This is a genomic window from Nostoc sp. FACHB-133, assembly GCF_014698055.1.
In the GTDB taxonomy this organism is placed as follows: Bacteria; Cyanobacteriota; Cyanobacteriia; order Cyanobacteriales; family Nostocaceae; genus Nostoc.
Genome location: NZ_JACJSH010000047.1, coordinates 29,838 through 56,106, shown reverse-complemented (window position 1 = coordinate 56,106; position 26,269 = coordinate 29,838). Strand labels below are relative to the sequence as shown.

General features: G+C 42.0%; 22 protein-coding genes. 11 read left to right on the top strand and 11 right to left on the bottom strand.

Going from position 1 to position 26,269, the window contains the following annotated elements; all coding sequences use genetic code 11:
• The first annotated feature begins 453 nt into the window (after positions 1–453).
• The 6 genes from H6G86_RS28070 (at position 454) to H6G86_RS28045 (ending at position 5,851) form a co-directional block, all read left to right on the top strand.
• On the top strand, positions 454–1,869 hold the full coding sequence (locus H6G86_RS28070) for a nicotinate phosphoribosyltransferase (RefSeq protein ID WP_190937056.1): 1,416 nt from the start codon (positions 454–456) through the stop codon (positions 1,867–1,869).
• Positions 1,870–1,933: 64 nt separating this feature from the next.
• A complete protein-coding gene (locus H6G86_RS28065; RefSeq protein ID WP_190937055.1) occupies positions 1,934–2,533 on the top strand; it encodes a nicotinate-nucleotide adenylyltransferase in 600 nt (199 codons plus the stop codon).
• Positions 2,494–3,240: an NUDIX hydrolase gene (locus H6G86_RS28060; RefSeq protein ID WP_163929288.1), complete on the top strand. Its 747-nt coding sequence runs from the start codon at positions 2,494–2,496 to the stop codon at positions 3,238–3,240. The genes H6G86_RS28065 and H6G86_RS28060 overlap by 40 nt, the downstream gene beginning before the upstream one ends.
• Positions 3,241–3,327: 87 nt before the next feature.
• Positions 3,328–5,046: an NAD+ synthase gene (locus H6G86_RS28055; RefSeq protein ID WP_190937061.1), complete on the top strand. Its 1,719-nt coding sequence runs from the start codon at positions 3,328–3,330 to the stop codon at positions 5,044–5,046.
• 207 nt (positions 5,047–5,253) lie between these two features.
• Positions 5,254–5,472, top strand: coding sequence for a hypothetical protein (locus H6G86_RS28050; protein ID WP_114085327.1), 219 nt, complete (start codon positions 5,254–5,256; stop codon positions 5,470–5,472).
• Positions 5,465–5,851, top strand: a complete 387-nt coding sequence (locus tag H6G86_RS28045) for a pepsin/retropepsin-like aspartic protease family protein (RefSeq protein WP_190937054.1) — start codon at positions 5,465–5,467, stop codon at positions 5,849–5,851. The genes H6G86_RS28050 and H6G86_RS28045 overlap by 8 nt, the downstream gene beginning before the upstream one ends.
• A gap of 46 nt (positions 5,852–5,897) precedes the next feature.
• Here the strand turns inward: H6G86_RS28045 and H6G86_RS28040 are convergent, their stop codons facing one another.
• Both H6G86_RS28040 and H6G86_RS28035 read right to left on the bottom strand, forming a co-directional pair.
• Positions 5,898–6,059, bottom strand: coding sequence for a hypothetical protein (locus tag H6G86_RS28040; protein WP_190937053.1), 162 nt, complete (start codon positions 6,057–6,059; stop codon positions 5,898–5,900).
• A gap of 115 nt (positions 6,060–6,174) precedes the next feature.
• Positions 6,175–9,432, bottom strand: a complete 3,258-nt coding sequence (locus tag H6G86_RS28035; RefSeq protein WP_190937052.1) for a leucine-rich repeat domain-containing protein — start codon at positions 9,430–9,432, stop codon at positions 6,175–6,177.
• 391 nt (positions 9,433–9,823) lie between these two features.
• Here H6G86_RS28035 and H6G86_RS28030 point away from each other — a divergent pair, with 391 nt between their 5' ends.
• Complete coding sequence (locus H6G86_RS28030; RefSeq protein ID WP_190937051.1) at positions 9,824–10,732, top strand: peptidoglycan-binding protein; 909 nt, start codon at positions 9,824–9,826, stop codon at positions 10,730–10,732.
• Positions 10,733–10,771: 39 nt separating this feature from the next.
• On the opposite strand, the gene hemJ is transcribed toward H6G86_RS28030, so the two are convergent.
• The 4 genes from hemJ to psbQ form a co-directional block, all read right to left on the bottom strand.
• Entirely contained in the window at positions 10,772–11,353 is a 582-nt protein-coding gene (hemJ, locus tag H6G86_RS28025) for a protoporphyrinogen oxidase HemJ (RefSeq protein ID WP_174708275.1), read from the bottom strand.
• A gap of 239 nt (positions 11,354–11,592) precedes the next feature.
• Positions 11,593–12,444 carry an alpha/beta fold hydrolase gene (locus tag H6G86_RS28020; protein WP_190937050.1) on the bottom strand — a complete coding sequence of 284 codons (852 nt, stop codon included), beginning with the start codon at positions 12,442–12,444 and terminating at the stop codon, positions 11,593–11,595.
• Between the two features lie 70 nt (positions 12,445–12,514).
• The gene (locus H6G86_RS28015) at positions 12,515–13,657 is read right to left on the bottom strand and encodes an NAD(P)/FAD-dependent oxidoreductase (RefSeq protein WP_190937049.1); all 1,143 of its coding nucleotides are present in this window, start codon (positions 13,655–13,657) and stop codon (positions 12,515–12,517) included.
• Positions 13,658–13,791: 134 nt separating this feature from the next.
• Entirely contained in the window at positions 13,792–14,247 is a 456-nt protein-coding gene (gene psbQ / locus H6G86_RS28010; RefSeq protein WP_190937060.1) for a photosystem II protein PsbQ, read from the bottom strand.
• Between the two features lie 509 nt (positions 14,248–14,756).
• On the opposite strand from psbQ, the gene H6G86_RS28005 reads away from it, so the two are divergent.
• The 4 genes from H6G86_RS28005 to H6G86_RS27990 all read left to right on the top strand — a co-directional run bounded on the left by H6G86_RS28005 (position 14,757) and on the right by H6G86_RS27990 (position 20,026).
• On the top strand, positions 14,757–15,185 hold the full coding sequence (locus H6G86_RS28005; RefSeq protein WP_163933300.1) for a Tery_1686 family protein: 429 nt from the start codon (positions 14,757–14,759) through the stop codon (positions 15,183–15,185).
• 103 nt (positions 15,186–15,288) lie between these two features.
• Positions 15,289–16,464, top strand: coding sequence for an RBBP9/YdeN family alpha/beta hydrolase (locus tag H6G86_RS28000; RefSeq protein WP_190937048.1), 1,176 nt, complete (start codon positions 15,289–15,291; stop codon positions 16,462–16,464).
• A gap of 449 nt (positions 16,465–16,913) precedes the next feature.
• The gene (locus tag H6G86_RS27995; RefSeq protein ID WP_190937047.1) at positions 16,914–18,362 is read left to right on the top strand and encodes an NB-ARC domain-containing protein; all 1,449 of its coding nucleotides are present in this window, start codon (positions 16,914–16,916) and stop codon (positions 18,360–18,362) included.
• A complete protein-coding gene (locus H6G86_RS27990; protein ID WP_190937046.1) occupies positions 18,356–20,026 on the top strand; it encodes a tetratricopeptide repeat protein in 1,671 nt (556 codons plus the stop codon). Before H6G86_RS27995 ends, H6G86_RS27990 begins: the two co-directional genes overlap by 7 nt.
• 239 nt (positions 20,027–20,265) lie before the next feature.
• Here the strand turns inward: H6G86_RS27990 and H6G86_RS27985 are convergent, their stop codons facing one another.
• The 5 genes from H6G86_RS27985 to eboC form a co-directional block, all read right to left on the bottom strand.
• The gene (locus H6G86_RS27985; RefSeq protein ID WP_190937045.1) at positions 20,266–20,607 is read right to left on the bottom strand and encodes a hypothetical protein; all 342 of its coding nucleotides are present in this window, start codon (positions 20,605–20,607) and stop codon (positions 20,266–20,268) included.
• A 42-nt stretch (positions 20,608–20,649) separates the two neighbouring features.
• Positions 20,650–22,143 carry a catalase gene (locus H6G86_RS27980; RefSeq protein ID WP_190937044.1) on the bottom strand — a complete coding sequence of 498 codons (1,494 nt, stop codon included), beginning with the start codon at positions 22,141–22,143 and terminating at the stop codon, positions 20,650–20,652.
• A gap of 355 nt (positions 22,144–22,498) precedes the next feature.
• Positions 22,499–23,872: an alkaline phosphatase family protein gene (locus H6G86_RS27975; RefSeq protein WP_190937043.1), complete on the bottom strand. Its 1,374-nt coding sequence runs from the start codon at positions 23,870–23,872 to the stop codon at positions 22,499–22,501.
• Between the two features lie 11 nt (positions 23,873–23,883).
• Positions 23,884–25,110 carry a metabolite traffic protein EboE gene (eboE, locus tag H6G86_RS27970; RefSeq protein WP_190937042.1) on the bottom strand — a complete coding sequence of 409 codons (1,227 nt, stop codon included), beginning with the start codon at positions 25,108–25,110 and terminating at the stop codon, positions 23,884–23,886.
• A gap of 147 nt (positions 25,111–25,257) precedes the next feature.
• Positions 25,258–26,190 (bottom strand): UbiA-like protein EboC, encoded by a 933-nt coding sequence (gene eboC / locus H6G86_RS27965; protein WP_313931468.1) that lies wholly within the window; start codon positions 26,188–26,190, stop codon positions 25,258–25,260.
• Positions 26,191–26,269: the final 79 nt, after the last annotated feature.

Below are 26,269 nucleotides of genomic sequence, written 5' to 3'. Positions count from 1 at the left end.
ATACCCTTAAACGGCTGCCCATATACCTGTTACCGTGGTAGATACATTATGTGTATTTACTTATCTTTACACAATTTGGTTTTTTCACCCTGTCCTACTTATGCAATGTTTATTCAGATAACTTCGCAATACTTTAGTTAGTCAAAAAGTTAAACGTTTCTCTTTGATTCTAATTGAAACTTATCTATTTCTCCAAATCCTCCCTGGAAAAGAGGCTGGCAAACAAACTTGCCTTGGCAGGATATTATTTTCTTTCGTTAGCGGATTGTAAAATTAGCATTATTGATAGCTTTTACTATTAAAAAATATTAATTATTTTATAAAGCTAGTATAAATTTACCTATAAATCTACTGTTACATAGCAATCTCATGAAATATCCTGAACGGTAGTTGACATTATTTATGGTAAATATTACCATAAATAAAAGAAGCAGCTTGTAAGGAATCTCTTGCATGACAACTTTGCCAGATTTGGACTATGTATATAAACAGCAAAGCCAGCAGAACCAGGAACTAAACCTCTCGGCTGATGACTACAGCTTGCTGACCGATCTTTACCAATTGACGATGGCAGCTTGTTACACAGGCGAAGGGATCGAACAACGACGGGCCAGCTTTGAGTTGTCTGTCAGACGATTGCCAGAGGGTTTTGGTTATTTAATTGCAATGGGGCTGACGCAGGCATTGGAATATTTAGCCAAAATCCGCTTTAGTGCCGCGCAAATTGCGGCATTACAAGCAACGGGAATTTTCGCTCATGCAGGCGATCGCTTTTGGTCACTTTTAGCTGAGGGGAAATTTACTGGTGATGTTTGGGCAGTACCAGAAGGGACGGCTGTATTTGCAAATCAACCACTTTTACGAGTAGAAGCACCACTTTGGCAAGCGCAATTAGTAGAAACTTATTTGCTGAATACGATTAATTACCAGACTTTGATTGCCACAAAAGCAGCACGGTTAAGGGATGTAGCGGGAGAATCAGCAACACTTTTAGAATTTGGCACAAGACGAGCATTTAGCCCCCAAGGGTCTTTGTGGGCGGCGCGGGCGGCGTTGGCAGGTGGGTTAGATTCCACCTCAAATGTGTTAGCAGCGCTACAACTGGGACAACAGCCAAGTGGTACGATGGCGCACGCCCTGGTGATGGCATTGTCAGCAATAGAAGGCACTGAAGAACAAGCTTTTAGTGCATTTCATCGATATTTTCCGGGTGCGCCGTTGCTGATTGATACTTACGATACCGTTGCTGCTGCCCAGCGCTTGGCCGAAAAAGTAAATTCCGGGGAAATGCAATTAACAGGAGTGAGATTGGACTCAGGAGATTTAGTTACCTTATCAAAGCAGGTGCGATCGCTCCTTCCCAATGTGCCAATTTTTGCCAGTGGCGACTTGGATGAGTGGGAAATTGCCAGATTAAAAGCTGCTGGGGCTGAAATTGATGGTTACGGATTGGGAACCAGATTAGTTACAGGTTCGCCTGTAAATGGAGTCTATAAACTTGTAGACATTGATGGTATCCCAGTGATGAAGCAGTCAAGTGGTAAAGTTACTTATCCAGGGCGCAAGCAGATTTTTCGTTCGTTTACAGGAGGTAAGGTAAAAGCAGACAGGTTGGGACTCTTAGGTGAAATTCCTTTGGATGAAGAACCTCTATTGCAATTGGTAGTGCAAGAGGGTCAACGGGTGCAACCGTTAGAGTCTTTAGCAACAATTCGTCAACGTACCGCAGCCTCAGTTGCCAGTTTGCCACAACAAACACGGCGTTTGGATCATCCTGTGGGTGTAGAAGTGGAGATTTCTGAGGCGTTACGGGTGTTGACTGAAGAGACTAAGAAACGAACCGCAGAGGCACAGAGAACACAGAGGTAAAATTACTCTTTCAGTATGTCTTAATTACGAACTACGAATTACGAATTACGAATTACGAATTACTATGAGAGTTGCTTTGTTTGGTACTAGTGCTGATCCACCAACTGCGGGACATCAAAAAATTCTGAGTTGGTTGTCTGAGCGTTATGATTGGGTAGCGGTTTGGGCGGCGGATAATCCGTTTAAGTCTCATCAAACACCCTTAGAACATCGGGCGGCAATGTTGCGACTGTTAATTGCGGATATAGACGCGCCAAGGCACAATATTGCTTTGGAACAAGAATTAAGTAGCTTCAGAACACTGGAAACAGTAGAAAAAGCCAAGCTTACTTGGGGTGAAGACGCTGAATTGACGTTGATTATTGGTTCAGATTTACTGAGTCAGCTACCACGTTGGTATCGCATTGAAGATTTGTTACAGCAAGTGCAACTGCTTATTGTACCGCGACCCGGATATGTAATAGATGAGTCTAGTTCAGAGGTAGTACAAAAGCTGGGAGGGAAAATTGCGATCGCAAGTCTGACCGGTCTAGATGTTTCCTCAACAGCGTACCGCGAACATGGAGATTCTCAAGCCCTCACAGCCCCTGTAGTTGCCTATATTAATCGAGAGCATTTGTACGAATGCCAGGACGTTCACCAAAAAAGATACCAACTCCGTTAAACCAACAACCTTTGGCCGATTTCAAGGTTGGTGTTGATAATGTAATTTTTTCTGTAGATACTGTACAAAATCGGCTGTTAGTTCTACTAGTAATGCGACAGCAAGAACCATTTTTAAATCATTGGAGTCTTCCCGGTACTTTAGTGCGTCCCGGAGAGTCTTTAGAAGATGCCGCTTATCGCATTATGGCGGAGAAAATTAAGGTCAACAATCTGTATTTAGAACAACTGTATACATTTGGCGGGCCGAATCGCGATCCACGGGAAGCAACTGATAGTTATGGTGTGCGTTATCTATCAGTTAGTTACTTTGCCCTAGTGCGATTTGAAGAAGCCGAATTGATTGCCGATCGCATGACTGGCATAGCTTGGTATCCAGTAAAACAAGTGCCGCAATTAGCTTTTGACCATAATGAAATTCTGGCTTATGGACACAGGCGATTGCGAAATAAATTAGAGTATAGCCCGGTGGCTTTTGAAGTCTTACCAGAAATGTTCACCTTGAATGATTTATATCAGTTATACGCCACAGTTTTAGGTGATAACTTTTCCGATTATTCTAATTTTCGGGCGCGTCTACTCAAGTTAGGTTTTTTATGCGATACCGGAATTAAGGTATCACGGGGTGCTGGTCGTCCGGCTAGTTTGTATAAGTTTGACGCGGAAGCTTTTGCTCCCTTAAAAGATAAACCTTTGGTGTTTATTTAACCAATCACTTTTCAGAGTCAAAAGTCCTAAGTAACCTATTTTGACCCTTGACAAATGACTAATGACCAATGACTAATGACAAATAATATGAAAATTGCGATCGCTCAAATTAATCCTACTATTGGTGATTTGCTTTTAAATGCCCAAAAAATCCTAGAGGCGGCACAACGCGCAGCATCTAGCGGTGCGCGTTTGTTGTTGACACCAGAACTTTCTTTATGTGGCTATCCACCACGAGATTTATTACTAAATCCTAGTTTTGTGGAAGCGATGGGCATTACTTTACAAAACTTGGCTGAGGATTTACCACCAAATTTAGCTGTGTTGGTAGGAACTGTTGAACCGAACCCCAATGCACATATTAGTGGCGGTAAAACCTTATTTAACAGCATGGCTTTGTTAGAGAATGGCAAAGTACAGCAAGTTTTTCACAAGCGACTTTTGCCTACTTATGATGTATTTGATGAACGTCGCTATTTTGAACCAGGTTTGCAAGCTAATTATTTTACTTTAGATAATATCGATATTGGTGTAACTATTTGCGAAGATTTATGGAACGATGAGGAATTTTGGGGCAAACGGAGTTACGCAGTAAATCCAATTGCTGACTTAGCAATTCTGGGTGTAGATTTGATTGTCAATTTGTCTGCTTCGCCCTACACTGTCGGCAAGCAACAGTTTCGAGAAACAATGCTCAGTCATAGTGCAGTGCGTTTTCAACAACCGATTATTTATGCTAACCAGGTTGGCGGAAATGACGATCTAATTTTTGATGGGCGGAGTTTTGCCTTAAATCGTCAAGGTGAAATTATGTCTCGCGCCTGTGGCTTTGATACCGATTTAATGGTAGTTGAATTTGATGAGGTACAAAGCGATTTACTATTGGGTTCTGTAGCACCTGTCTATGAATCAGAAGATGAAGAAATTTGGCAAGCTTTGGTTTTAGGAGTGCGAGATTATGCTCGGAAGTGTCGCTTTTCTAAAGTAGTGTTGGGTTTAAGTGGTGGGATTGACTCGGCAATAGTAGCTGCGATCGCAACAGCTGCACTTGGTAAAGAAAATGTCTTGGGTGTTCTCATGCCTTCCCCTTACAGTTCGGAGCATTCCATCAGTGATGCTTTGGCATTAGCCGAAAATTTGGGGATTAAGACTAATCTTTTACCAATTGGCGAGTTAATGCAAGGCTTCGATCAAACATTAGGTGATTTGTTTGCGGGTACTGAGTTTGGAATAGCTGAGGAGAATATCCAATCTCGGATTCGCGGTAATTTATTAATGGCGATCGCTAATAAATTTGGCTATCTGCTTTTATCTACCGGTAACAAGTCAGAAATGGCAGTTGGTTACTGTACTCTCTACGGCGATATGAATGGCGGGTTAGCGGTAATTGCAGATGTACCTAAAACTCGCGTGTATTCACTTTGTCATTGGTTAAATCGCCATAATGAAATCATCCCGCAAAACGTCTTGACTAAAGCACCCAGCGCCGAACTCAAACCAGGCCAAGTGGATCAAGACTCTCTACCGCCTTACGAAATTTTGGACGATATTTTGCAACGCCTGGTTCACAACCACCAATCAGCAGTACAGATTGTTGCAGCCGGTCACGATCCGGTGATTGTAGATAGAGTAATCCAAATGGTGGCGCGGGCTGAATTTAAACGGCGACAAGCACCCCCAGGTTTAAAAATCACCGATCGCGCCTTTGGAACCGGTTGGCGAATGCCAATTGCTAGTAACTGGGTTGGTGTCAAAAAGGCTTATCAGGCTAAAACTACAGCTACACCTAACCTTAGTTTGTTGTGATGGACAAGATGCTCATCCGCAAATCAAGTAATTAGTTATCAACCTCTCCCTGTCTTGAACTTTTATTAAAGTCTGTCCTTCTCCGATGCGGAGAGGGACAGGTTTTGCGTAGTAAAATCTTTTTTACGCCAACGCCACAAACTTTCTAACCACCTTATAGTATTTGTAAAAATATAAAAAGTATTTAGTCGTTATCTTCAACTTGATATGAGCGTAGCAGATTTGTTTCCAACCTTGCACAACCTATCTCGTGCAGATAAACTCAAGGTCATGCAGTTTTTAGTTCAAGAACTGGCGACTGAAGAAGAAGCATTGTCGTTACAGCCAGGAGTCACTTATCATGTGTGGTCTCCCTATAATTCTCATGAAGCTGCTAATAAACTAGCCGCACTGTTAGAAGAAGACAGACAGGTAAACGATGCTTAATTCACAAAGATTTCCCTTCGTTGAAAGTCGTGATGTGTTCGGGGATATCGATGCAGTGCCAATATTACCTATGACGTTAAGCTACAAAAATTCTGTCGTTAACGTTTCAGGTTTATTGGATACTGGAGCTAGTATTAATGTTTTACCTTACAGTATAGGTATTCAGTTAGGGGTAGTTTGGGAAGAACTAACAACCTCAGTGCAACTGGCTGGAAACCTAGCACCAGTTGAGGCAAAAGGGTTAGTTGTATCTGCTCAAATAGCCAGTTTTGAACCAGTGCGATTGGTGTTTGCTTGGAGTCTCACGGATAATGTGCCGTTACTTTTAGGACGCATGAATTTTTTCTTGGAATTTGATGTCTGCTTTTATCGTTCGTAGATGGCGTTTGAACTGTCTTCTAAGTCGTAGATCCAATCGCTTCACCTCAAAGCTTCATCATTCCACCTCTGAACTCGAAAGTTGCACCTTTGAACATAAGTTGTCGAGTTAAAAGAGCGATCGCTTGACCTTTAACCCTCGAAGTTGCACCTTTTATCCTCGAAGTTGCGCCTTTAACCCTCAAAGTTGCACCTTTAACCCTCATCATTCTGCTTCTGAACTTAAAGGTTGTATTTCAGAACAAAAATTATCGAGTCAAAAGGGCGTAGGTCTAGCCAGTCGGAGACATTGCTTAATCTCTAAACCCAAGCAATAGGTTATTTTTACTCATCTAAACGCTGTGCGATCGCATTCAGCAATATCTCAAAGTCTGATTCGCTATGAATATCAGGGGTGAGCGTGTTCATATCTTTTAGCAGGTTAGTCAGTTCTGCGATCGTGTTGCGAATCTCGGTGTATTGGTCAATTTCTTCACGAAATCCCTGCAAATTAGCTGCACTAACTTCTCTCATACCTTCGTCTAATTCTTTAATTTCGTCTTCCCAATGCTTAATATATTTAAGTCTTGCAACAGGTTTATAAATTTGGGCATCTGCTAACACAATCGGGAAAATTCGATTATAAAACTCTCCATTTTTAGCAATTTGCACTAGCTCAAACATGCAATTGGGAGATTTTAAATACTTGTCACTAATAACTGCGATCGCACATTTACCGCGTCCAATCCGTTCCATAAAGGCTTTAATTAGTCCTTTGTAGCCCAAATCGCGTTTATCGCGGATGATTTTGATTCCTTTTGCCTGCAAAGTCTCATCCAGTTGATTGACAAATTGCTCACTTTCTCCACCCCAAGCATAAGAAAGAAAAATTTCCTTCTCGAATTCTGGTGTAAATGGACGAGTTATTATGCAATTTTCTTCTTGATCCTGTTCACGCTGTCGTTCCTGTCGTTTTTCTTTGAGTTCGATGCCATCAAGCAGTTGTCGAGCATTCAACGGTTCTATCAAACCTGGGGGAATGATAGGTAAGTTCTTCTCTTCATAAACGAGCAGGTTTTTGTAGTCCACAACAATATTCGGGTGTCCCGGAATCGGTACTTTCTCTTCTGGTAGCAACCCTTTAATAGTTTGATGGATGGCATAAAACTGAGAACGGATCATTGCTAGCAATTCTCGTCGAGTAGAGGTTGAGCCGCTAATGGTGATGAAGATTTTGCGGTCTTCCTGATCGCTTTTGACAAGTGCCCTATTATCAAGATGTTTGAGAACAATGCCGCTACGCCACCAAGTCTGGCGATCGCTATTATGGTGCATCCGTACAATAAAGCGGGAGATGATACTGTTGGGGAGGACGCTGTAATGATACTGGAATGCCAAACCACTTTCCCAATCGCCTGTAGCGGGTTCTTCTTTAGGCAACAAATCGGGGATGAGAAAGCGATCGCTGTTGCCATCTTCTAGCGGAAAGCAGAGTTCAAACTTCCGCATCATATCGATGATGAATAGTGGCTTATTGCCAGGATAGCGGGATTTATCTAAAATCCGGTTAAGTTGAGTGCGATCCAGAATCCCCCGAAATTCAGTCATCAACCGATTGTCATTGAGGATCTTGTAAACTCCATTCGTGACCCATTCTGGATTTAAAACTCCCATTTCTGCCAAACGCGGATCATCCCGGAAATTTAGAACAATACCAAGTTGATGCAAAAGTTCAATCAGGGTAGTTTGGCTTAATGGATCACTGACCTGCTCCTCCTGGGATAGGCTTTCATATTCACTATAGGGAATGTAGTCCTGTTCCATCTGTTCCAAGCGGGTTTTTACCTGAAACCAGCTTTGAGGTAATGGGTCATGGATGTGATCTAAGTTGGCAATTTGGTTAGTAATAGCTGACTGCAATTGCTCTAAACCTTCCCCAGTCTGACAGGATATAGACATGATGCCTTTAATAGCGGGGTATTTCTGGCACAGACCGCGCTGATCGATGTCGAGGGGATGTTGGTCAATCTTATTGCCAACAATCAAAATAGGGGAATCGTTGCTAAAACTCTGAATAATCTTGAGCCAGTATTCTAGTTTGTTTTGCAGTTCATCTACGCGAGAATCAAGTACTAGCAGATAAAGACTGCGTTTAGTAAGAAAGAACTGGTGGGTGGCGTGCATGATTTCTTGTCCCCCAAAGTCCCACACGTTGAGCCGGATTAACTGATTGTTGACAGGAATCTGCCAGTTTCTGATATTGATGCCTTCAGTCTTGCGTTCGTGGGGATTGTAGTAATTATCGATTAGCCGTTTAACAAGAGAGGTTTTACCAACACTACCTTGACCAACTAGTAGCATTTTGGCTTCATTGAGAGGTTTTTTCTCTTCTTTCTGAAGTTGGAAAAAATAGTTGAGAATCATAGATGGCTCACCAGGATTTCTCCGAAGATCCGCTGCTCCTAAAATTTCAGGTGGAATAGGAAGTTTGTTACCTCTTAGGTCTAATCTTTTGAGCTTGGTGAGTTGCCAGATTTCTTTAGGTAGTGTGTCCAAGAGATTGTTGCGAAGGTTTAACCTGCTCAGTTCAAAAAGCTGCTCAATCCCATCAGGCAGCATTTTTATTCGTCCATCACGTAGGTCAAGTACAGTCAAGTTGGTAAGTTTCCATGTTTCTACAGGTAAAGTTTCTAGCCTACTATTACTAAGCTTGAGTTCTTCTAATTTAGTAAGTTGACCAATCTCTGCTGGCAGCGTTGTCAGTGGATTGTTGTTGAGGTCAAGCTCACGGAGGTTTATGAGTTGACCAATCTCTGCTGGCAGTGTCATTAGTTGATTGTTGCTGAGGCCAAGCCCACTGAGGTTAGTGAGTTGACCAATCTCTGCTGGCAGTGTCATTAGTTGATTGTTGCTGAGGCCAAGCATACTGAGGTTAGTAAGTTGACCAATCTCCGCTGGCAGTATTGTCAGTTGATTGTTGTGAAAACCAAACCCCCTGAGGTTAGTAAGTTGACCAATCTCCGCTGGCAGTGTCGTTAGTTGATTGTTGCTGAGAGCAAGCCCAATGAGGTTAGTGAGTTGACCAATCTCTGCTGGCAGCGTTGTCAGTTGATTGTTGCGGAGGTAAAGCTCACGGAGGTTTATGAGTTGACCAATCTCTGCTGGCAGCGTCGTCAGTTGATTCAAGTCGAAGTAAAGCCCACTGAGGTTAGTGAGTTGACCAATCTCTGCTGGCAGCGTTGTCAGTTGATTCAAGTCGAGGTAAAGCTCACTGAGGTTAGAGAGTTGACCAATTTCTGCTGGCAACGTTGTCAGTTGATTTGAGAAGAGATAAAGCATACTGAGGTTGGAGAGTTGACCAATCTCTGCTGGCAGCGTTGTTAGTTCATTGTTGCCGAGGTAAAGTTTCCTGAGTTTGATAAGTTGACCAATCTCTGCTGGCAATGTCGTCAGTTGATTCGAGTGGAGATTAAGCTCACTGAGGTTGGAGAGTTGACCAATCTCTACTGGCAGCGTTGTTAAGCCTTTGTCAGAAAGGTCTAATTCTGTCACCTTGTCTCTGACAGCTTGTTCAATAATTTGCAGCAGTTCTTCGTTAGTCATTTCGGGTTTTACAGAGGCGATGCCTGACGACGAGTTGCTGCTTAGACGCGCAGCAGAGAAATTGAGCTAATTAATAATGTAGCCTGTATGAAGTATTGCATTGAAGCAATGTGCGATCTAGCAGCCAGAGAATATTTTTCACATCTTCCAGTACAACTTTATACTCATCATTTTTATGTATATCTTCTAAAAATTACGGAAGAAATTTCATATATATTCCCAATAAATAGTTTTTTCTTGAGTATCATCTCTGTGAATTTTTGCGTACCCAATCATAAATTAATAGTAAAAATTGTGACATTTTGCTTCAGACTGGAGTATTGTTTCAGACAACATCAATTTTTAAAATGATGTTTATACTTAGAAGTGAGTAAATGAAAACAGGTGCATAATGAAACTACAAGATTTCTTGGGAAAAGATGAGAAATGGTCATTTGATGCGATCGCAGATGACGCAGACTTGGCTCGTCAAATTCAGATACTGTTAATCGGCTTAGGTTTGCTGGAACCTCCAGCCGATGGTAAATTTGGCCCTGTTTCTGTGATAGCTCTCAAAAAATTTCAAGAATTAACAAAGACTGAAGAGAGTGGCTTTATAGGAGCAGTCACAGCCAAAAAACTGATTGAAACCAAAATAGACGATCTTCCCAAACCCCCTTTAAAACTAGGCAATGACATCGCTAGTAAGATTGTGAAATATATGACAGCCAAAGGTTATCAGGTATTTACCAATCCCAAAGAATACAACATTGTTTATATAGAGGGTATGAATGGAGACTGGACTCTCAACAGTGATACACCCAATCAATTTAACGATCGCCGGATTGTGATTGAAGTAGTAAATGGTATTCCCAAAATCGTAGATCACTGGGAAGCAACTACAGAACCAGGAAAGTATTACACTTATAACCCGATGAATCCCAAAGGAGCCGCTAGGATTCAATTTGGACAATATAAAGCTTGGGCTGTTGGCACTCACGGCACAGCAGAACCTCACGAAGCATTAGTGCAAGTTGGAGATATCACTGTTTGTAGAGATTTCAACCAAGATTTTAAACGGACTGGCGATAAACTTGATACAGGTGATAATTTTTATGTGAATCAACACTACGGCTTTGATTTTCCCCAGAATGATATTCGTCTTGCGAGCGCGGGTTGTTTAGTGGGACGGACTCGTGAGGGACATAGAGAGTTTATGGCGATTGTTAAACAAGACCGCCGTTATGTCGCTAATCGCAAATATACTTTTTACACTACCGTGATTCCTGGCGATGATTTACTGAAAACGTTTCCAGGATAAGGCAGGATAGCACAGATGTGATGTGCTACCCCAATTTGTCTAACTTTGTTCTTGTGGTTGCCCTATCTGTGCTGTCAGCTTCTCTTTATCTTGTCTGCGTTTTTTGGCGTAAAGTTGAATAGTGACTGCCATCAAAATAATCATGGCAAAAATAGCCCAGGCAGCGATATCTGTAGGGAGATTATTCTTAAATACAGCCAGCAAAACGATCGCTACTAACATAACCGTAGGTGCTTCATTTAAAGCGCGTAATTGCTGACCACTCCAGCCACATTCGCCTACTGCTAACTTCTTCATCAGCCGAGCGCAGTAATGATGATAACCAATTAAAATAGCAACAAACAGCAGTTTTATATGTAACCAGCCCTCTTTTAAAACGTCCGGTTCAGTGGTTAATAAACCGATGGCCATTGCGATCGTCACATACATTCCTGGATTCGTGATGATATAGTAGAGACGCTTTTCCATAATTTGATATTGATTTTTCAATATCGTTTGCGCTGGCTCAGGTTCAAGATTCGCTTCAACGTGATAGATAAAAAGTCGTACTAGGTAGAACAAACCGGCGAACCAAACTACAAATCCGACAATATGAAATGCTTTAAACCAAGAATAAGCCATGAATCATAATCTCCTTTACTTGTAATGGTAATAAAAAGTAGTCAGGAGCCAGAATTCTGAATTCAGAATATTCCACCCGTTCAAGGATGATTTCTCACAAGAAATAACGTTTGAATACTGCCACTTAATCTTCCATTTAGTGGACTACAGTGATGATTTTGCACCCTCTACTAATTGATTCTGACTCCTGAATTCTGACATTCATTTTTATAATATCGATTTTTGCCAAAGGTATATTGTCAATGAGCATCTTTACGACGCACAAAGGGTAAAAGGTCTTCCAAAATCACCTCGTGGTAATGTTCTTGAGGATAATGTCCAACGTTATTAAGTTTTATTAATTCGGTATTTGGTGCTAAATCTGTAAATTTTTGGGCAACGTCTACAGATAACCAAGGGTCAATTACTCCCCATTGAATCAGAATTGGCTGTTGCCATTCTTTAAAACCAGATTCAATTTCGGTCATTGCTGAATCAAGCTGTAAATTGCGAATACTTGATAACAGACTCCGCCCAGATGAAGAACTTTTCAAAAATGGTTTTCGATAAATATCTAATTCCTTATCTCCTATGCGATAACGGCTACCACCTTCTAGAGTTCGGTCAACTAATAAAGGGTCTTGAGTCATTACTTCACCTACCAAAGGTAAACCCATTTGTTTAATTTTCCAGGGTAATTTGGCAGCAGTTGATATTGGTGTATTTAAAATAGCTAAGTTGGCAATTTGTTCTGGATGACGCAAAGCATATTGCAATCCTACAGAACCTAAAAAACCTTGGACAACTAAAGAAAAATGTTCAAGTTCTAAAGCTTTGACAAATCCTTCTAAAGCTGTGATAAAAGCATCGGGAGTATAAGCAAAATCTCGTTTTTCTGGTTTTGCAGAAAAGCCGTAACCAATCCAATCTGGTGCGATCGCTCTTGTACCTTGATTCGCTAGAGCAGGTATAATATTACGCCAACTATAACTTTGTGAAACCAAGCCGTGTAACAACAACACAGGCGCTAAGTCAGTTCTGCCGATTGGTAAAGATTCTCGATAAAACCATTCCAGTGAATCTACATTGATTTTATGTTCTGTTATTGACACGTTGTTTTCCTATATTGGGGATTGGGGACTGGGTACTGGGGGTTGGGTACTGGGTATTGATAAGAAGAATTCAGTCCTTAGTCCCAGTCCCTAGTCCCCAGTCCCTAGTCCCCATTCCCTGAGAAATAATCATCTCACGAATTGCATAAGCTGTAGCGGGTGCTAGTAAAACGCCGTTGCGATAGTGTCCGGTGGCTAGGAGGATGTTACTAAATCCTGGCAATTTACCAATAACTGGGGCTGGACGACCTTCAGGACGGGGACGTAAACCTGACCAAGTGCGGATAATTTTTGCTGTGGCTAATTCTGGACAAAATGCGATCGCTTGTTCTCGAACAGATTCCAGCAGTTCTTGGTTTGGCGGTATATCATCGCCATTGCTGGGAAATTCTACTGTTGCGCCTATCCAATAATCTCCGCTGCCTACAGGTACAATATGCACATCATTACCCGTTATTGCTGGCTGGAAGTCTGGATTGCCTAATGGATGCCCTACACGCATTTGCAACGCTTGACCTAGCACAGGGCGGATATCAATTATCTGATTCAATTTTGCCGTCAGTGGTGTTGAACCTAGCCCTGCTGCGACTACAAACCAATCTGCTGCTATTTTTCCTTCTGTAGTCTCAAGTTCAATGCAAAATTGGGGGGAAGACTCAGATGATGAGGTTTGAGCATCCAAAACAGTCACGCCAAATTTGAAAGTTACACCGTTTTGCTGGGCGGCCTCAACTAAAGCTAATGTGAGGGCAGTTGGATCGAGTTGACGATCTTGGGGAGAATAGACAGCCCCAGTAATCTTTTCGCAATCCACTTGAGGACAGATATTCTGGAGTTTAGCCGTATCCCATATTTCTAAATGCCAGCCTTGAGAGTGGCGAATTTCTACAAGTTTTTCCCATGCTGCTAAATTCTCCTCTTCTAAACCAAGACTGAGAATTCCCTGGCGGTTAAAAGGGATTTTGCGACCAGTTAAAGCTTCTAGTTCTGGAATCAAAGTTTCATAGCGTTGGATGCTAGTTTGCCGCATCTGCCAAGCTTTGCCCTTGATTTTTTGGCTGATTGCGCCCATCAAAACGCCAAGTGCAGCGCCCGTAGAAGCTTGTGCTGGTGGTTGGCGATCGCAAACTGTAATTTTCAGCCCTTTTACTAGACTCAGTTCGTAAGCGATCGCAGCCCCAACTACACCACAACCGATAATAACTACATTCATGACTTGTGCTTGAAGTGAGAAGTTAGGAGTTAGGAGTTAAAAATTTAAAATTCCTAACTCCTGTACAGACACAGATTTTTCGCGTCTCTAACTCCTAACTCTTGTACAGACACGATTAATCGCGTCTTTAATTATTAACCCTCTTCTTTTTTAGGAAGCAGATCGAGGAATTTGTCAATGTCTGTGAAAGCAGCTTGGGATTGATTCAAGGCAACTAGAGGATTGCTAGCACTAGTCGCTTTATCAAGTTTAACCAGGTCGTTAAACAAATCTCGCGTTATCTGACGTGCTGCGGCTTGGTCTTTGGGTAGAAGGTTAGGAGTGACATAAGTCAAGTTCAGCCTTGCTTCTGTTATGGGCCCATGTATAAAGTTACGCACATTGATCCAATCACCTTTTTGGATCAGGGTTTTCAACTCATCTGAGCGATCGCGCACAGCCTGAATTTCAGGAACATAAGCCTGAATTCTCTCAAGTTGCGTTGCTGTGTAAGTTGGAGGTGCTACCGCAACACCAGGGCCGCCACAACTCATGAGGAATGTGGCCAATAATACTAAAACAAATGAAAAAATCGAGCGTTGACGCGCCATGACAATGAACTTAATTGCTTTTTGTTTACCGATTAACAGTGTCATTTTAGATCGTCGCTAGTGCAATTTATCGAAAGCGACGGGAAACTCCATCCTCTTATAGATGAAGAGGGATAGTCGCCCCGTCGCTTGGGGCATTGGGCATTGGTAACTTCTTCGCCATGCCCCATTACTCATGCCCGAAAACTCCATCCCCTTGTGGGTGGAGTTTTTCATCGTTCTTGTCTGCCAAGGATTTTGCAGACAATCCGAATATTTTTTATAAAGGGCAGAGTTTCATCTGCTTTTGAGGACTTTTTAAGTACAATTACTTAAGAGGTGTTATACAGTCCCAACGAGAAGCTATTTTTCACATTTGTTAGTAACAACGATTGTTAGGGAAGTCTGATTTAGAGTTGCTAAATCTCAAAGGTCTTGATAAGCTGAAACACCAATAATATAAGCCTTCTGGCGGTTTCTCTATCTTCAGATCCCCGAAGATGCCGACGCAATTATAGGAGTGTTTTTTAGTGAATGCAGCTGAACAGGCAACGAACCTTGAACTCGCCAGCAACATTGCTACGGTAGTTAATTTGTTCAAATTCGAGTTTCCTGATGCCAAATCTGATCTCAAACCCTGGAAAAATGACCCAGAAACCAGGGAGTTAGTCGATCCAGATTCTATAGATATTGGCTTTCACTTTCCTGGTATCAGCAAATCTTGGCGAAGTCGTAGTATTTTAATTCAAATCCGATTTTATCAAGATCCTATAAATAATTCCCGCCGTGCGATCGGCGTGGAGGTAGCTGGATTCGATCATCGCGGTGAGGCGTGGCGACTCTCCACGGTAGAAAACTGGAATGTTGTCGGCGCATCTTCGCCTTCTGATGAAATCGAGGATAAGCTCAAACAAATTTGCCGCCAGATTTTAGAAGTATTTAATAAACCAAGTGAATGAAGGGGGCAGGAGGAAACCTCTCTCATGTTCGCGCAGCGTCTTGTAGAGAGCATCTTGTAATTTTTAATTAATAATTTTTAATTTTTAATTGGAGCGAAGCGACTTGACCACCGTAATATTTGTACATGGCACAGGCATTAGGGAACGAAAATACAACGAAACCTTTCAGATAATTGAGCAAAAGATTCACGCTCAACGTCCTGATATCAAAGTTTCTCCCTGCCTTTGGGGTGTATTAGGTGCAAAGTTTAATGATAATCGGGCATCAGTACCCTTGGAAGATGCGACACTGGCTTTATCTCAAGGAGAAGAAGACGCAGATATTGTACTGTGGGGGCAATTATACCGCGACCCTCTGTATGAATTACGGCTGTTGTCTTTGAAACCGATTGAGTCAGGAAATCCCTTTGGGGAAGAACCAGGAGATATTTTACAATCTCGTGTAGCCAGTCTCACTCCGACATCTCAACTGCAAGCTAAGTTGCAAGAGGCGGAAATTGCAGAGGTATTTGAGCCAGCACGAGAGGCGGTTATCCACAGTGAACCGTATCATCAGGCATTGCTCACAGTTTCCGAATCTGATTTGAGCGAATATTATGCACCAATAGCTAGAGCAGTTGTGGCTCAAGCAATGTTTATTAGCGAACAGCAAGAAAAATTTCCCCCCATACTCACTGATGCCCAATTACGGGATGATGTTGTGGAATTGCTGACTCTGGCTTTGGGAGAAGCGGAGTTAGGATTAGTTGGCTGGTTATTAAAGCCATTTGTTGAACTAGCACAGTACGGCGGAACAAATTATGTCAGAGGAAACCGCCTTGAGTTAACTGATAAAATTTCGCCTATGCCTGGTGATATTTTGTTGTATCAGACACGGGGTGAAAAAATCAGGGCGTTTATCCAGCAACAAATCGAACAAGCAGAACCGCCAGTGGTTTTAATTGCCCATAGTTTGGGAGGTATCGCTTGTGTAGATTTGCTAGTGCAGCAGCAGTTGTCTCAGGTGGAATTATTGGTAACAGTTGGTTCCCAAGCACCATTTTTATATGAGATTAACGCCCTCTACAGCTTAGAATATGGGCAGTTATTACCAGAGCATTTCCCGCAATGGTTAAATATCTACGATTTACGGGATTTTCTCAGTTACGTGGGTAATAGAATTTTCCCTGGTAGAATCCAGGATGTGCGAGTGGATAGCAGACAACCATTTCCCCGTTCCCACGGTGCTTATTGGACAAATGTCAAAACCTGGGAGGCGATTATTTCGAGGTTGCCATAATGGTTTACTTTTTGTGGTATTTAGAAAACCCTACTCAAAATCTCTCAAATACAAGGCTACGGTGTACACACAAGTCGAATTACCCCCCTCAATCCCCCCTTGGAAAGGGGGGAAGCCGGAAATCTAGTTCCCTCCCCTTTACAAGGGGAGGGTTAGGGTGGGGTAAAAACCAGATTCGTAAACTACTTCAGACTTATGCTTACACCGTAAGAGGAACGCTAAAAGCCCAGTCGAATTACCCCCCTCAATCCCCCCTTGGAAAGGGGGGAAGCCGGAAATCCAGTTCCCTCCCCTTTACAAGGGGAGGGTTAGGGTGGGGTAAAAACCAGATTCGTAAACTACTTCAGACTTATGCTTACACCGTAGGAGGAACCCTAAAAGACCGCTTTTTAATGGGGTTGGGCGATCGCTTATGCGTAATTCCCCATAACGTGAGAGGCTAGGTCATCATGCAGTTGATGCCTGAACCTGAGCGGACATTTGGGTTAATTGTGGGTATTGAAAAGTACCACGAATCTGCTTGGAACGTAACTGGAGGGGGGCCAGCCGATGACGCGCTGAAATTTGCTCATTGGCTGCATCAGCACGGTGTACCGAAAGAGAATATCCGGTTATGTTTATCAGCGCTGGAAGAAAATCATCAGTTAATTGGGGAATGTGGGTTAACTGTAGAGTTAGCAACAGAGCAAAATATCTCCGACATTGTGACTAACTTTTTATCCCCAAAGTCGGGAGATTTACTCTACATTTTTTGGGCGGGACATGGTTGGATTACCTCAGAACGAGAGCGGAGGTTGTTTTGTGCCGATGCGAATGAACGGAATTACCAGAACTTAAATTTGAATTCTTTATTAGTTTATTTGGCTTCAGATAAATTTCAGATTCGTAATCATATTTGTATTGTTGATGCCTGTGCTAATTTTCCTTTATTGCTACGAGGCCAATCAGGTGAATTACCTGGGAAAACTTTTTTTAGTGGACAGCCAAGGAAAGATAGTCAACAATTTGTTTTACTGGCTACGCGGGAAGGAGAGACAGCAAAGGTAAATTCTGAAAATAAAACAGGATACTTTTCTCAAGCTGTGAGAGAGGCTTTTGCCACAGCTAATGGAACTTTTCCGCCGAACATGAAGGAAGTTACTGAGGCAGTTAAGCAGCGATTTACCAGTTTAGATAAAAAACAACTGCCGACTTATTTTTATTCCCGAAGTTGGAATGGAGATATTGAAAAATATCATTTTAATCCGTCTGAAATTCCGCATGATATCCCACAGAGTCAAGCTCGTAAGTTTGTTGGCAGGGATGAGGAAATAGAACAATTGCGTCAGCTATTGAAAGCAAATGATGTTGTGGCTATTACAGATGTGACTGGGCAAGGCGGCGTGGGTAAAACAGAGTTAGCTATTCAATACTCAGAGCAATATTTGGGAGATTATCCTGGCGGGTGTTGTTGGTTAAATCCCCAAGGAAATAATCTAAGAACGCAACTAGTAGATTTTGCGATCTTAAATTTTCCAAATTTTAGTATTCCTTATGGACTAAGCCTAGCTAGTCGACTTACCTATTGCTGGCGGAACTGGCAAGCTGGAAAAGTTTTATTAGTATTTGATGATGTCAAAGACTGGATGCAAATTGAACCCTATCTACCACCTAAAGGTTCTCGGTTTAAGGTGTTAATTACCACTCGTCAAAACACAGGGTTAACATATCCATTACTGCCACTAGGTGAATTGTCAGCAGATGGAGCCTTAGAATTATTAACAACCCTGCTCGGAAAAGATAGGGTTGAGAAGGAATTAGAATTTGCTAAAGGTCTTTGCAGATTTGTAAATTATGTACCAATTGGACTTTACCAAATAGCAGCACAGTGCCGAGAGCCAGGGAGGGTATTATGCTAGGAGACATTCTCGCACGGCTACAAAAGCAAGCATCAGCAGGTGAGCCTGGTGTAGCAGCAGCTTTTGAGTTGAATTGGCAAAGCTTGGAACCAGAGGCCCAAAAATTGGTTTGTCTGTTGAGTTTGTTTGCTTTGGCTCCTATCCCTTGGTCTTTGGTAGAATCAGCAGCAAGTGCTAGCCATTTGGAATTTGACTTTAAAGCTAACTGCACTATTTTAGTTGAGCGTTATTTGCTGCAAGAATTGGCAGAGGATACCTACCAAACCCATGATCGCATTCGGGAATTATTGCGGCAGAAGTTAAAAGAGTTACCTGAAGTTGATGAACTTAAGCGCGGCTTTTGTCAAGCAATGGTAGCCGTAGCGCGAAGTATTCCTCAGACACCCACATTTATAGACATTGCTCAAGCAACCCTGGCTATCCCTCACCTTGCAGAAGTTGCCACAGTTTACCAAGCTTGGTTAAGCGATGATGATTTAATCTGGCCTTTTTTGGGCTTGGGTATATTTTACCAAGGTCAAGGAGCCTACGAGCAAGCCTTACCTTGGTACAAACAAAGTTTATCATCTGCTAGAAAACGTTTTGGGGATGAACACCTTTCTGTGGCAACTAGCCTGAACAATTTGGCATTCCTTTACAAATCACAGGGAAAGTACAGCAATGCTAAACCTTTGTACATCCAAGCTTTGTCCATGAAAAAACGCCTGTTGGGAGATGAACACCCCTCTGTGGCAACTAGCCTGAACAATTTGGCAGAACTCTACCGTTTACAGGGAAAGTACAGCGATGCCGAACCTTTGTGCATCCAAGCTTTGTCCATGAAAAAACGCTTGCTGGGGGATGCACACCCCTCTGTGGCAACTAGCCTGAACAATTTGGCAGGACTCTACGAATCACAGGGAAGGTACAGCGATGCCGAACCTTTGTACATCCAAGCTTTGGAGATGGACAAACGCCTACTGGGGGATGAACACCCAGATGTGGCAATTGACTTGAACAATTTGGCAGGACTCTACCGTTCACAGGGAAGGTACAGCGATGCTGAACCTTTGTACATCCAAGCTTTGGAGATGGACAAACGCCTACTGGGGGATGAACACCCAGATGTGGCAATTGACTTGAACAATTTGGCAGAACTCTACTGTTCACAGAGAAGGTACAGCGATGCTGAACCTTTGTTCATCCAAGCTTTGACCATGAGAAAACGCCTGCTGGGGGATGAACACCCCTCTGTGGCAACTAGCCTGAACAATTTGGCAGAACTCTACTGTTCACAGAGAAGGTACAGCGATGCTGAACCTTTGTGCATCCAAGCTTTGACCATGAGAAAACGCCTGCTGGGGGATGAACACCCCTCTGTGGCAACTAGCCTGAACAATTTGGCAGGACTCTACTATTCACAAGGAAGGTACAGCGATGCCGAACCTTTGTATATCCAAGCTTTGGAGATGGACAAACGCCTACTGGGGGATAAACACCCAGATGTGGCACAAAGCCTAAACAATTTGGCAGAACTCTACTATTCACAGGGAAGGTACAGCGATGCCGAACCTTTGTATATCGAAGCTTTGGAAATTGCTGAACAACGCTTGGGGGCAAATCATCCCAATACAATAAGCATTCGTGAAAATCTGGAAGAGTTGCGGCGGAATCGTCAGCCTTGATTCAGGAGAATGGTTGCTTTTGTCTCCCGTTGGTTTCAGTAATTTAGGTAATTTGCATCGGCTGAATTACCCGCCTGGGATTCAAATCTTAGTCTAATAAGTAGGCAATATAATTAATTACACAATGTCATTACAAATGCAGTAAAGCAAAATAATGCGATCGCAACCCCTAAAACTACTTCTCTACGATATGCTTTGCGAAGGGTGCGATCGCAATAACTATAAATATTTTTATTTCTCTACTTAATGAGCCTCTGAACTCCATTAACGAGGCTTTTATCTCCGTCAACGAGTCTTTTAGCTCCGTTAACGAGTCTTTTATCTCCGTCAACGAGTCTTTTATCTCCGTTAACGAGTCTTTTATCTCCGTTAACGAGTCTTTTATCTCCGTTAACGAGTCTTTTATCTTCGTTAACGAGTCTTTTAGCTCCGTCAACGAGGCTTTTAGCTCCGTTAACGAGTCTTTTATCTCCGTTAACGAGTCTTTTAGCTCCGTTAACGAGTCTGTTTTCATTGATCAAATCCCCGACTTCTTCAAGAAGTTGGGGATTTGAATCTAGCTTAAGTATGTAACGCACCATTAAGGTTTTCGGTGCGTTAGTAGGGGCGCAAGGCCTTATGCCCTACCAGTTACCTACAGGTTGAGCATCATGAGAAAACATTGAGGGATCGATTGAAATGCCCAATCCTTCAGCTACACGACGACCATAAGAAACATCTGCCCGGAAGAAGTGGCAGAGTTGGCGCATTTGGATATCCTCCCTTGCTTGAGAGAGACTACCGACAATATTTTTAGCAAGCCGCTCTTGCTGCTCAGGAGTTAGTAACCGATACAGATTACCTGCTTGGGTATAATCGTCGTTTCCTTCACGATGACTGTAACGATCGACTGTGACATCGCCCAAATGACTAGGTGGTTCTGCATAAGCTGGATTTTCTTTAGGCGTACCCTCAGCACTATTCGGTTCATAGTTAGGAACGCTGCCGCCGTTGTTTCCCGATGCCATAAAGCCATCTCGCTGATAATGCATTACTGGACATTTGGGCTGGTTGACAGGTAATTGCTGATAGTTCCCACCCAAGCGATACCGTTGAGCATCTGGGTAAGAAAAAATTCGAGCTTGCAGCATTTTGTCTGGAGAAAAACTAACACCAGGAACCACTGCACTAGGGCTAAAAGCGGCTTGCTCTACTTCGGCAAAATAATTCTCAGGGTTACGATTTAGCTCTAATATCCCGACTTCAATTAAAGGATATTCTCCTTGTTTCCAAACTTTGGTCAAGTCAAAAGGATTATCAGGATGTTTTTCCGCTTGCTCCTCGGTCATCACTTGAATACACATCCGCCATTTGGGATAATCTTTGTTAGCGATCGCTTCAAACAGATCGTGAGTCGCATGATCTGGATCTTCGCCCTTAATCTTAGCGGATTCTTCCTCAGTCAAGGTTTGATGCCCTTGGAGAGTCTTAAAGTGAAATTTACACCAAACGCGATCGCCCTGAGCATTAATTAAACTGAAGGTATGGCTACCAAAGCCGTCCATGTGGCGATGGGTTTTGGGAATTCCCCGATCTGAAAAGAGGATTGTCACCTGGTGAAGCGATTCTGGACTGAGTGACCAAAAATCCCACTTGGCATTCTGGTCTTTGCAATTAGTTTGGGGATTGCGTTTTTGGGTATGGATAAAATCAGGAAACTTCAAAGGGTCGCGGATGAAGAAAATCGGGGTATTGTTACCTACAAGATCCCAGTTACCCTCCTCAGTATAAAACTTGAGGGAAAAACCTCTAGGGTCACGCTCGGCATCTGCTGAACCTTTTTCTCCTCCGACTGTAGAGAAACGCAAGAGAAGTTCCGTTTTCTTGCCAATTTCAGAAAAAAGTTTGGCTTTACTGTAGCGGGTGATGTCATTGGTAATAGTCAAAGTACCGTGAGCAGCAGCACCTTTAGCGTGAACAACTCTTTCAGGAATACGTTCTCTGTTGAAATGAGCCAGCTTTTCTATAAGGTGGAAATCCTGCATTAATACAGGGCCACGCGCTCCAGCTGTAAGTGAGTTCTGGTTATCGCTAACTGGAATACCATCAGCAGTTGTCAAGTTTTGGGGTTCAGTCATGGTTTAAAGAAGCTCTCCATGTAAGTTACTCAGATTGCCCACAGTACATTTTAGTCAGTAGATAGATACCTACTGATAGAACAAACTAATTCAACGTGAGTTCGATGAACCTCTCCCTCCCAGCCTCCCTCTCCGAAACGGAAAGGGAGGAGCAACGAAAAATTCAGCTTTTTGCTCCCCTCTCCGTGTCGGAGAGGGGTTGGGGGAGAGGTCAAATAAGACTTGTCGAACTCACATTAATTCATAGTCATAACGAGTTTATATATAAATCATACTCGATATGATTATGAATTACCATAAATTTTTTTGTATTTTGGTAAGATGCAGAGGCGATATATCTTCTCTACACTGCCTTTTAGGTATTTAAATGTTTGAGAATCAACGAACAAACATCTGTCGCCTCAATTTGATGTTCATCAACTAGGTGAGTTTGATGGGTGATAAATAGAGGCCCTTCATCAACAGAAGTGGTGATATTACCGTGAGAGCCACGCACCAGGGAAGCATCCAAAGGAATTACATCCATTAAGTAGCGGAAACCCAGTTGTTTTTTAAGTAACTTAAGAGCAATTTTTCCTTGAGGAAATTTAATCTGTGGATCGAGGAAAAGTTCTACAGGATCGTAACCAGGTTTGCGGTGGATATCTACAGTTCTAGCAAAATCAGGCGCTTTCGCATCATCGAGCCAATAATAATAGGTAAACCAAGCGTCAGATTGAGCGATCGCCACCAAATCCCCCGATCTAGGATGATCGAGATGGTAGGCTTGTTTACCCTCTTCATCCAATACCTGCGCTACGCCTTCAGTTGCTTCTAAAAGCGATCGCACTTTCGGGATGTACGCTGGATCGTTCACATATACATGAGCAATTTGGTGATCGGCAACAGCAAAGGCAATGCTAGCACCAAAATCGAGCAGTTCTCGCCCTAATTCTTCTCGCACAGCAATTAAACCATTTTCCCGTAGTACGCGGTTCAAATCCACCGCTTTAGAAACTGGCGTAATACCATACTCGGAAAGAATAATTACCTGAGTGTTGCGTGCTTGAAAATATTCAATTAAATCGCCACAAACAGTATCAATTTCTCGTAAATCTGCTTGAATCTGTGTTTGCTTATTACCAAATTTTTGCAGACAGTAATCTAAATGTGGTAAATAAACTAGTGATAATGTAGGGCTGTAGCGTTCCTCAATCCATTTTGCGGAATTGGCAATCCATTGGCTAGAACTAATGGTAGTTTTTGGCCCCCAGAAATCGAACAGAGGGAAATTTCCTAAATCAGATTGTATTTGCGATCGCACATCAGCAGGATGGGTATAAATATCAGGTAATTTTCTCCCATCTGCGGGATACATTGGGCGCGGTGTAATGGCATAATCTGCTGTCGAGTACATATTGTACCACCAAAAAAGGTTGGCACAAGTGAAGTTTGGATCGAGTGATTTAGCTATTTCCCAAACTTTGGGAGCTTGTACTAATTTATTAGATTGTCGCCAAAACTTCACTTCACATTCATCGCGGAAGTACCAACCATTAGCAACAATTCCATGTTCATCAGGCAACTTTCCTGTTAAATAAGTAGCTTGAACTGAACAAGTTACAGCAGGTAGCACTTTTTTGATGGGAACCATTTGCCCTTTAGCTGCCCAAGAAGATAAAAACGGAGTATTTTCTCCTAGTAAACTGGGCGTTAATCCGACAACATTTAGAATAACTGTCTTTTTCATAAATTTCCTTTTTAATTTACGGCGAATTCTTTTAATACCCACTCATATTCTCGTTGAATAGAAGTCAGCATATCTATCTTCATTTCTGACGGCAATACATCCCAAGTGTAAGTTTCAATTTCTAAATGTGAGCAAGCATTATTTCTTTGAAGTAGATGCAAAACAGTAGCAATATCATCTTGCGTAGATTGCAAAATTTGATAATCATGAATAAAAATTGGCACATGAAAGTGAGTGCGCCATTCTTCAGCTAGAGATTGCTCTAAATGTGGTAATGCAGTTATTAAGTCAGGATAGTGATGCAGTGTACCATCGTTGCGACGTTCTATTACCTGGTGAAGATAGGTAGATTCTGCAAAAGGACGTAAGCGTTCAACTATCAAACTACGCTTTTCAACTTCAGCAGGTATTTTTACTTTAATTGCAGCACTGATTTGAATTTTGCCAATCTTAATTCCTGCCGATTGCAAACGTGCAAATACAGATTGTGGTTCCTCATATTCGACCGAAAAATGGCAGGTGTCATAACAAACCCGAACGTGTTCTAGCAATTTAGTTTCTGCTAAATTCTGTTCAATATTTAGTTTTTCTGATAAATAATTACCGCCAATTGGCAATAAGCAATTTTGATAGAAGTCAATTATTTCTGAAGTATTTTCAATTAAACCATCCGGCTCAGGTTCTAAATCAATATGAAGTATCTTGCCTGTTTCTTCATGGATGCGAATCATTTCTACAACAACTGATGCTATGTTCAAACAACTCTTTTTCAGAACAGTCTCGAAAGTTGCTTGGTCTTTTACCCACCAAGGTTTATAGGATAATGGTAGTGTAGAAATTCCACCATCAAGTCCTTGGGGTAATAGACTAGCTAAAATGTGTGCCAAGTTTAATGTATAATTGACACGTTCTTGTGTAGACCAATCTGGTGCATAAACTTGGTCTTTTACCACCTGTCGATGAAATCCGCCATAAGGGAATCCGTTTAAGGTGAAAACATATAAATCTTCTTGAGTCAGCCAAGCTTGAAATTTAGCTAAGTTATTACTTTCTAAAAGTTCTTTTGTAGCAACATCTGCTAACCTCAAGCCAATACCAAAAGGTTCTGTAGGTGATAAACGTAATTTGAGTTCGGGAATATACTTCTCTAAATTTGCGAAAACCTCAAGCCAACTTTCACCAGGATGAATATTACTGCAATAAGTTAAGTGAAAATTATTGTTGTTTGTAATTTTCATTTTCTAGCTTTATCCCTTGTATATGTAATCTGTTTTCTTTGACTTAAACTATTTCGCAAACTACTTGCTACATATTCATGGTTAGGGGCGCATATATGTGCGCCCCTATAGCCGATTAATGGTATTACTAGGTGTATACATTCAAATTTAAGTAACAGCAAATAGTCGTGCTAATTTCATTGAAATTGGCAGCAAGATTAGAACGAATAAACCGTAATACAAACCAGCAAAACCAGATGCAACAGTTGCATCTAAAACTATTAGAGATAAAACACCTATTTTCACTGCATTTCGGATATTTTCGGCTATCGGTTCCCGCGCCGCTTTGATAAAATTAGGCAAGACTCTGATAGCTAATAAAACAGCGAATGGTAGTGCTGCGATCGCTCTATACTCTTCTAATAATCCTAAAGCTAAAACTGCTGTCAAAACTATTGCAATTAGCAGTAGTGCTAGTACTCCCGTAATCTTCTTACCACCATGAACTTCACCCTGACTAATTGCCGTGATAGCAGCAATATAAAGAATAGGAATCAGCGCTAAATACCAACGTTCTCCTATTATTTCTGGTACAGCACTTACACCTAATAATAAGTTACTGCCACGGCACAAACCCATATTTAAAGGGCCGAAAAAAGGATGATGTTTGGCGAGTGAGTTATAGAGGAGGCATGAAAGAGTAATAAATGTTGCGATCGCAGCACTCACCAACGATACTTGAAAAGCAGCTATAATCCCGATCGCAAAGAGTATACTCCCCAATAAAGTAGCATTTTCACGAGATACCCGACCGCTAGGAATTGCTCTATTTGGTCGCTCTTTTGCATCTAGTTCTGCATCGAAAACATCATTAAAAACTATACCGCCGCCGTATAAACCAGTTGTAGCCAATAACAACCAAGCTAATGGAATTAGTATGGCAAAAGTTGCTTCGCCATTAATTAATTTAGTAAAAATAATCCCAGAGCCAGAAGCAGCAAAACCAAGAAGAATATCTGCCCAAGCAGTAACAATATTAGCGGGACGCATCAATTCCAGATAACCCCGCCAGCTTTGAAAATTTAAGCTTGCAACATTCACTTATCTGCCTCCATGCCTAGTGATTTATCCAAATAAACTGCATATTGCAAATGAATTAGATATTTATGCAATTTTTCTT

What these genes read in the sequence shown, in the direction of transcription:
- H6G86_RS28070 (WP_190937056.1), top strand. Translation starts at nt 454, where the DNA reads ATGACAACTTTGCCAGATTTGGACTATGTATATAAACAGCAAAGCCAG.
- H6G86_RS28065 (WP_190937055.1), top strand. Translation starts at nt 1,934, where the DNA reads ATGAGAGTTGCTTTGTTTGGTACTAGTGCTGATCCACCAACTGCGGGA.
- H6G86_RS28060 (WP_163929288.1), top strand. Translation starts at nt 2,494, where the DNA reads ATGCCAGGACGTTCACCAAAAAAGATACCAACTCCGTTAAACCAACAA.
- H6G86_RS28055 (WP_190937061.1), top strand. Translation starts at nt 3,328, where the DNA reads ATGAAAATTGCGATCGCTCAAATTAATCCTACTATTGGTGATTTGCTT.
- H6G86_RS28050 (WP_114085327.1), top strand. Translation starts at nt 5,254, where the DNA reads ATGAGCGTAGCAGATTTGTTTCCAACCTTGCACAACCTATCTCGTGCA.
- H6G86_RS28045 (WP_190937054.1), top strand. Translation starts at nt 5,465, where the DNA reads ATGCTTAATTCACAAAGATTTCCCTTCGTTGAAAGTCGTGATGTGTTC.
- H6G86_RS28040 (WP_190937053.1), bottom strand. Translation starts at nt 6,059, where the DNA reads ATGATGAGGGTTAAAGGTGCAACTTTGAGGGTTAAAGGCGCAACTTCG.
- H6G86_RS28035 (WP_190937052.1), bottom strand. Translation starts at nt 9,432, where the DNA reads ATGACTAACGAAGAACTGCTGCAAATTATTGAACAAGCTGTCAGAGAC.
- H6G86_RS28030 (WP_190937051.1), top strand. Translation starts at nt 9,824, where the DNA reads ATGAAACTACAAGATTTCTTGGGAAAAGATGAGAAATGGTCATTTGAT.
- hemJ (WP_174708275.1), bottom strand. Translation starts at nt 11,353, where the DNA reads ATGGCTTATTCTTGGTTTAAAGCATTTCATATTGTCGGATTTGTAGTT.
- H6G86_RS28015 (WP_190937049.1), bottom strand. Translation starts at nt 13,657, where the DNA reads ATGAATGTAGTTATTATCGGTTGTGGTGTAGTTGGGGCTGCGATCGCT.
- psbQ (WP_190937060.1), bottom strand. Translation starts at nt 14,247, where the DNA reads ATGGCGCGTCAACGCTCGATTTTTTCATTTGTTTTAGTATTATTGGCC.
- H6G86_RS27995 (WP_190937047.1), top strand. Translation starts at nt 16,914, where the DNA reads ATGCAGTTGATGCCTGAACCTGAGCGGACATTTGGGTTAATTGTGGGT.
- H6G86_RS27990 (WP_190937046.1), top strand. Translation starts at nt 18,356, where the DNA reads ATGCTAGGAGACATTCTCGCACGGCTACAAAAGCAAGCATCAGCAGGT.
- H6G86_RS27985 (WP_190937045.1), bottom strand. Translation starts at nt 20,607, where the DNA reads ATGGTGCGTTACATACTTAAGCTAGATTCAAATCCCCAACTTCTTGAA.
- H6G86_RS27980 (WP_190937044.1), bottom strand. Translation starts at nt 22,143, where the DNA reads ATGACTGAACCCCAAAACTTGACAACTGCTGATGGTATTCCAGTTAGC.
- H6G86_RS27975 (WP_190937043.1), bottom strand. Translation starts at nt 23,872, where the DNA reads ATGAAAAAGACAGTTATTCTAAATGTTGTCGGATTAACGCCCAGTTTA.
- eboE (WP_190937042.1), bottom strand. Translation starts at nt 25,110, where the DNA reads ATGAAAATTACAAACAACAATAATTTTCACTTAACTTATTGCAGTAAT.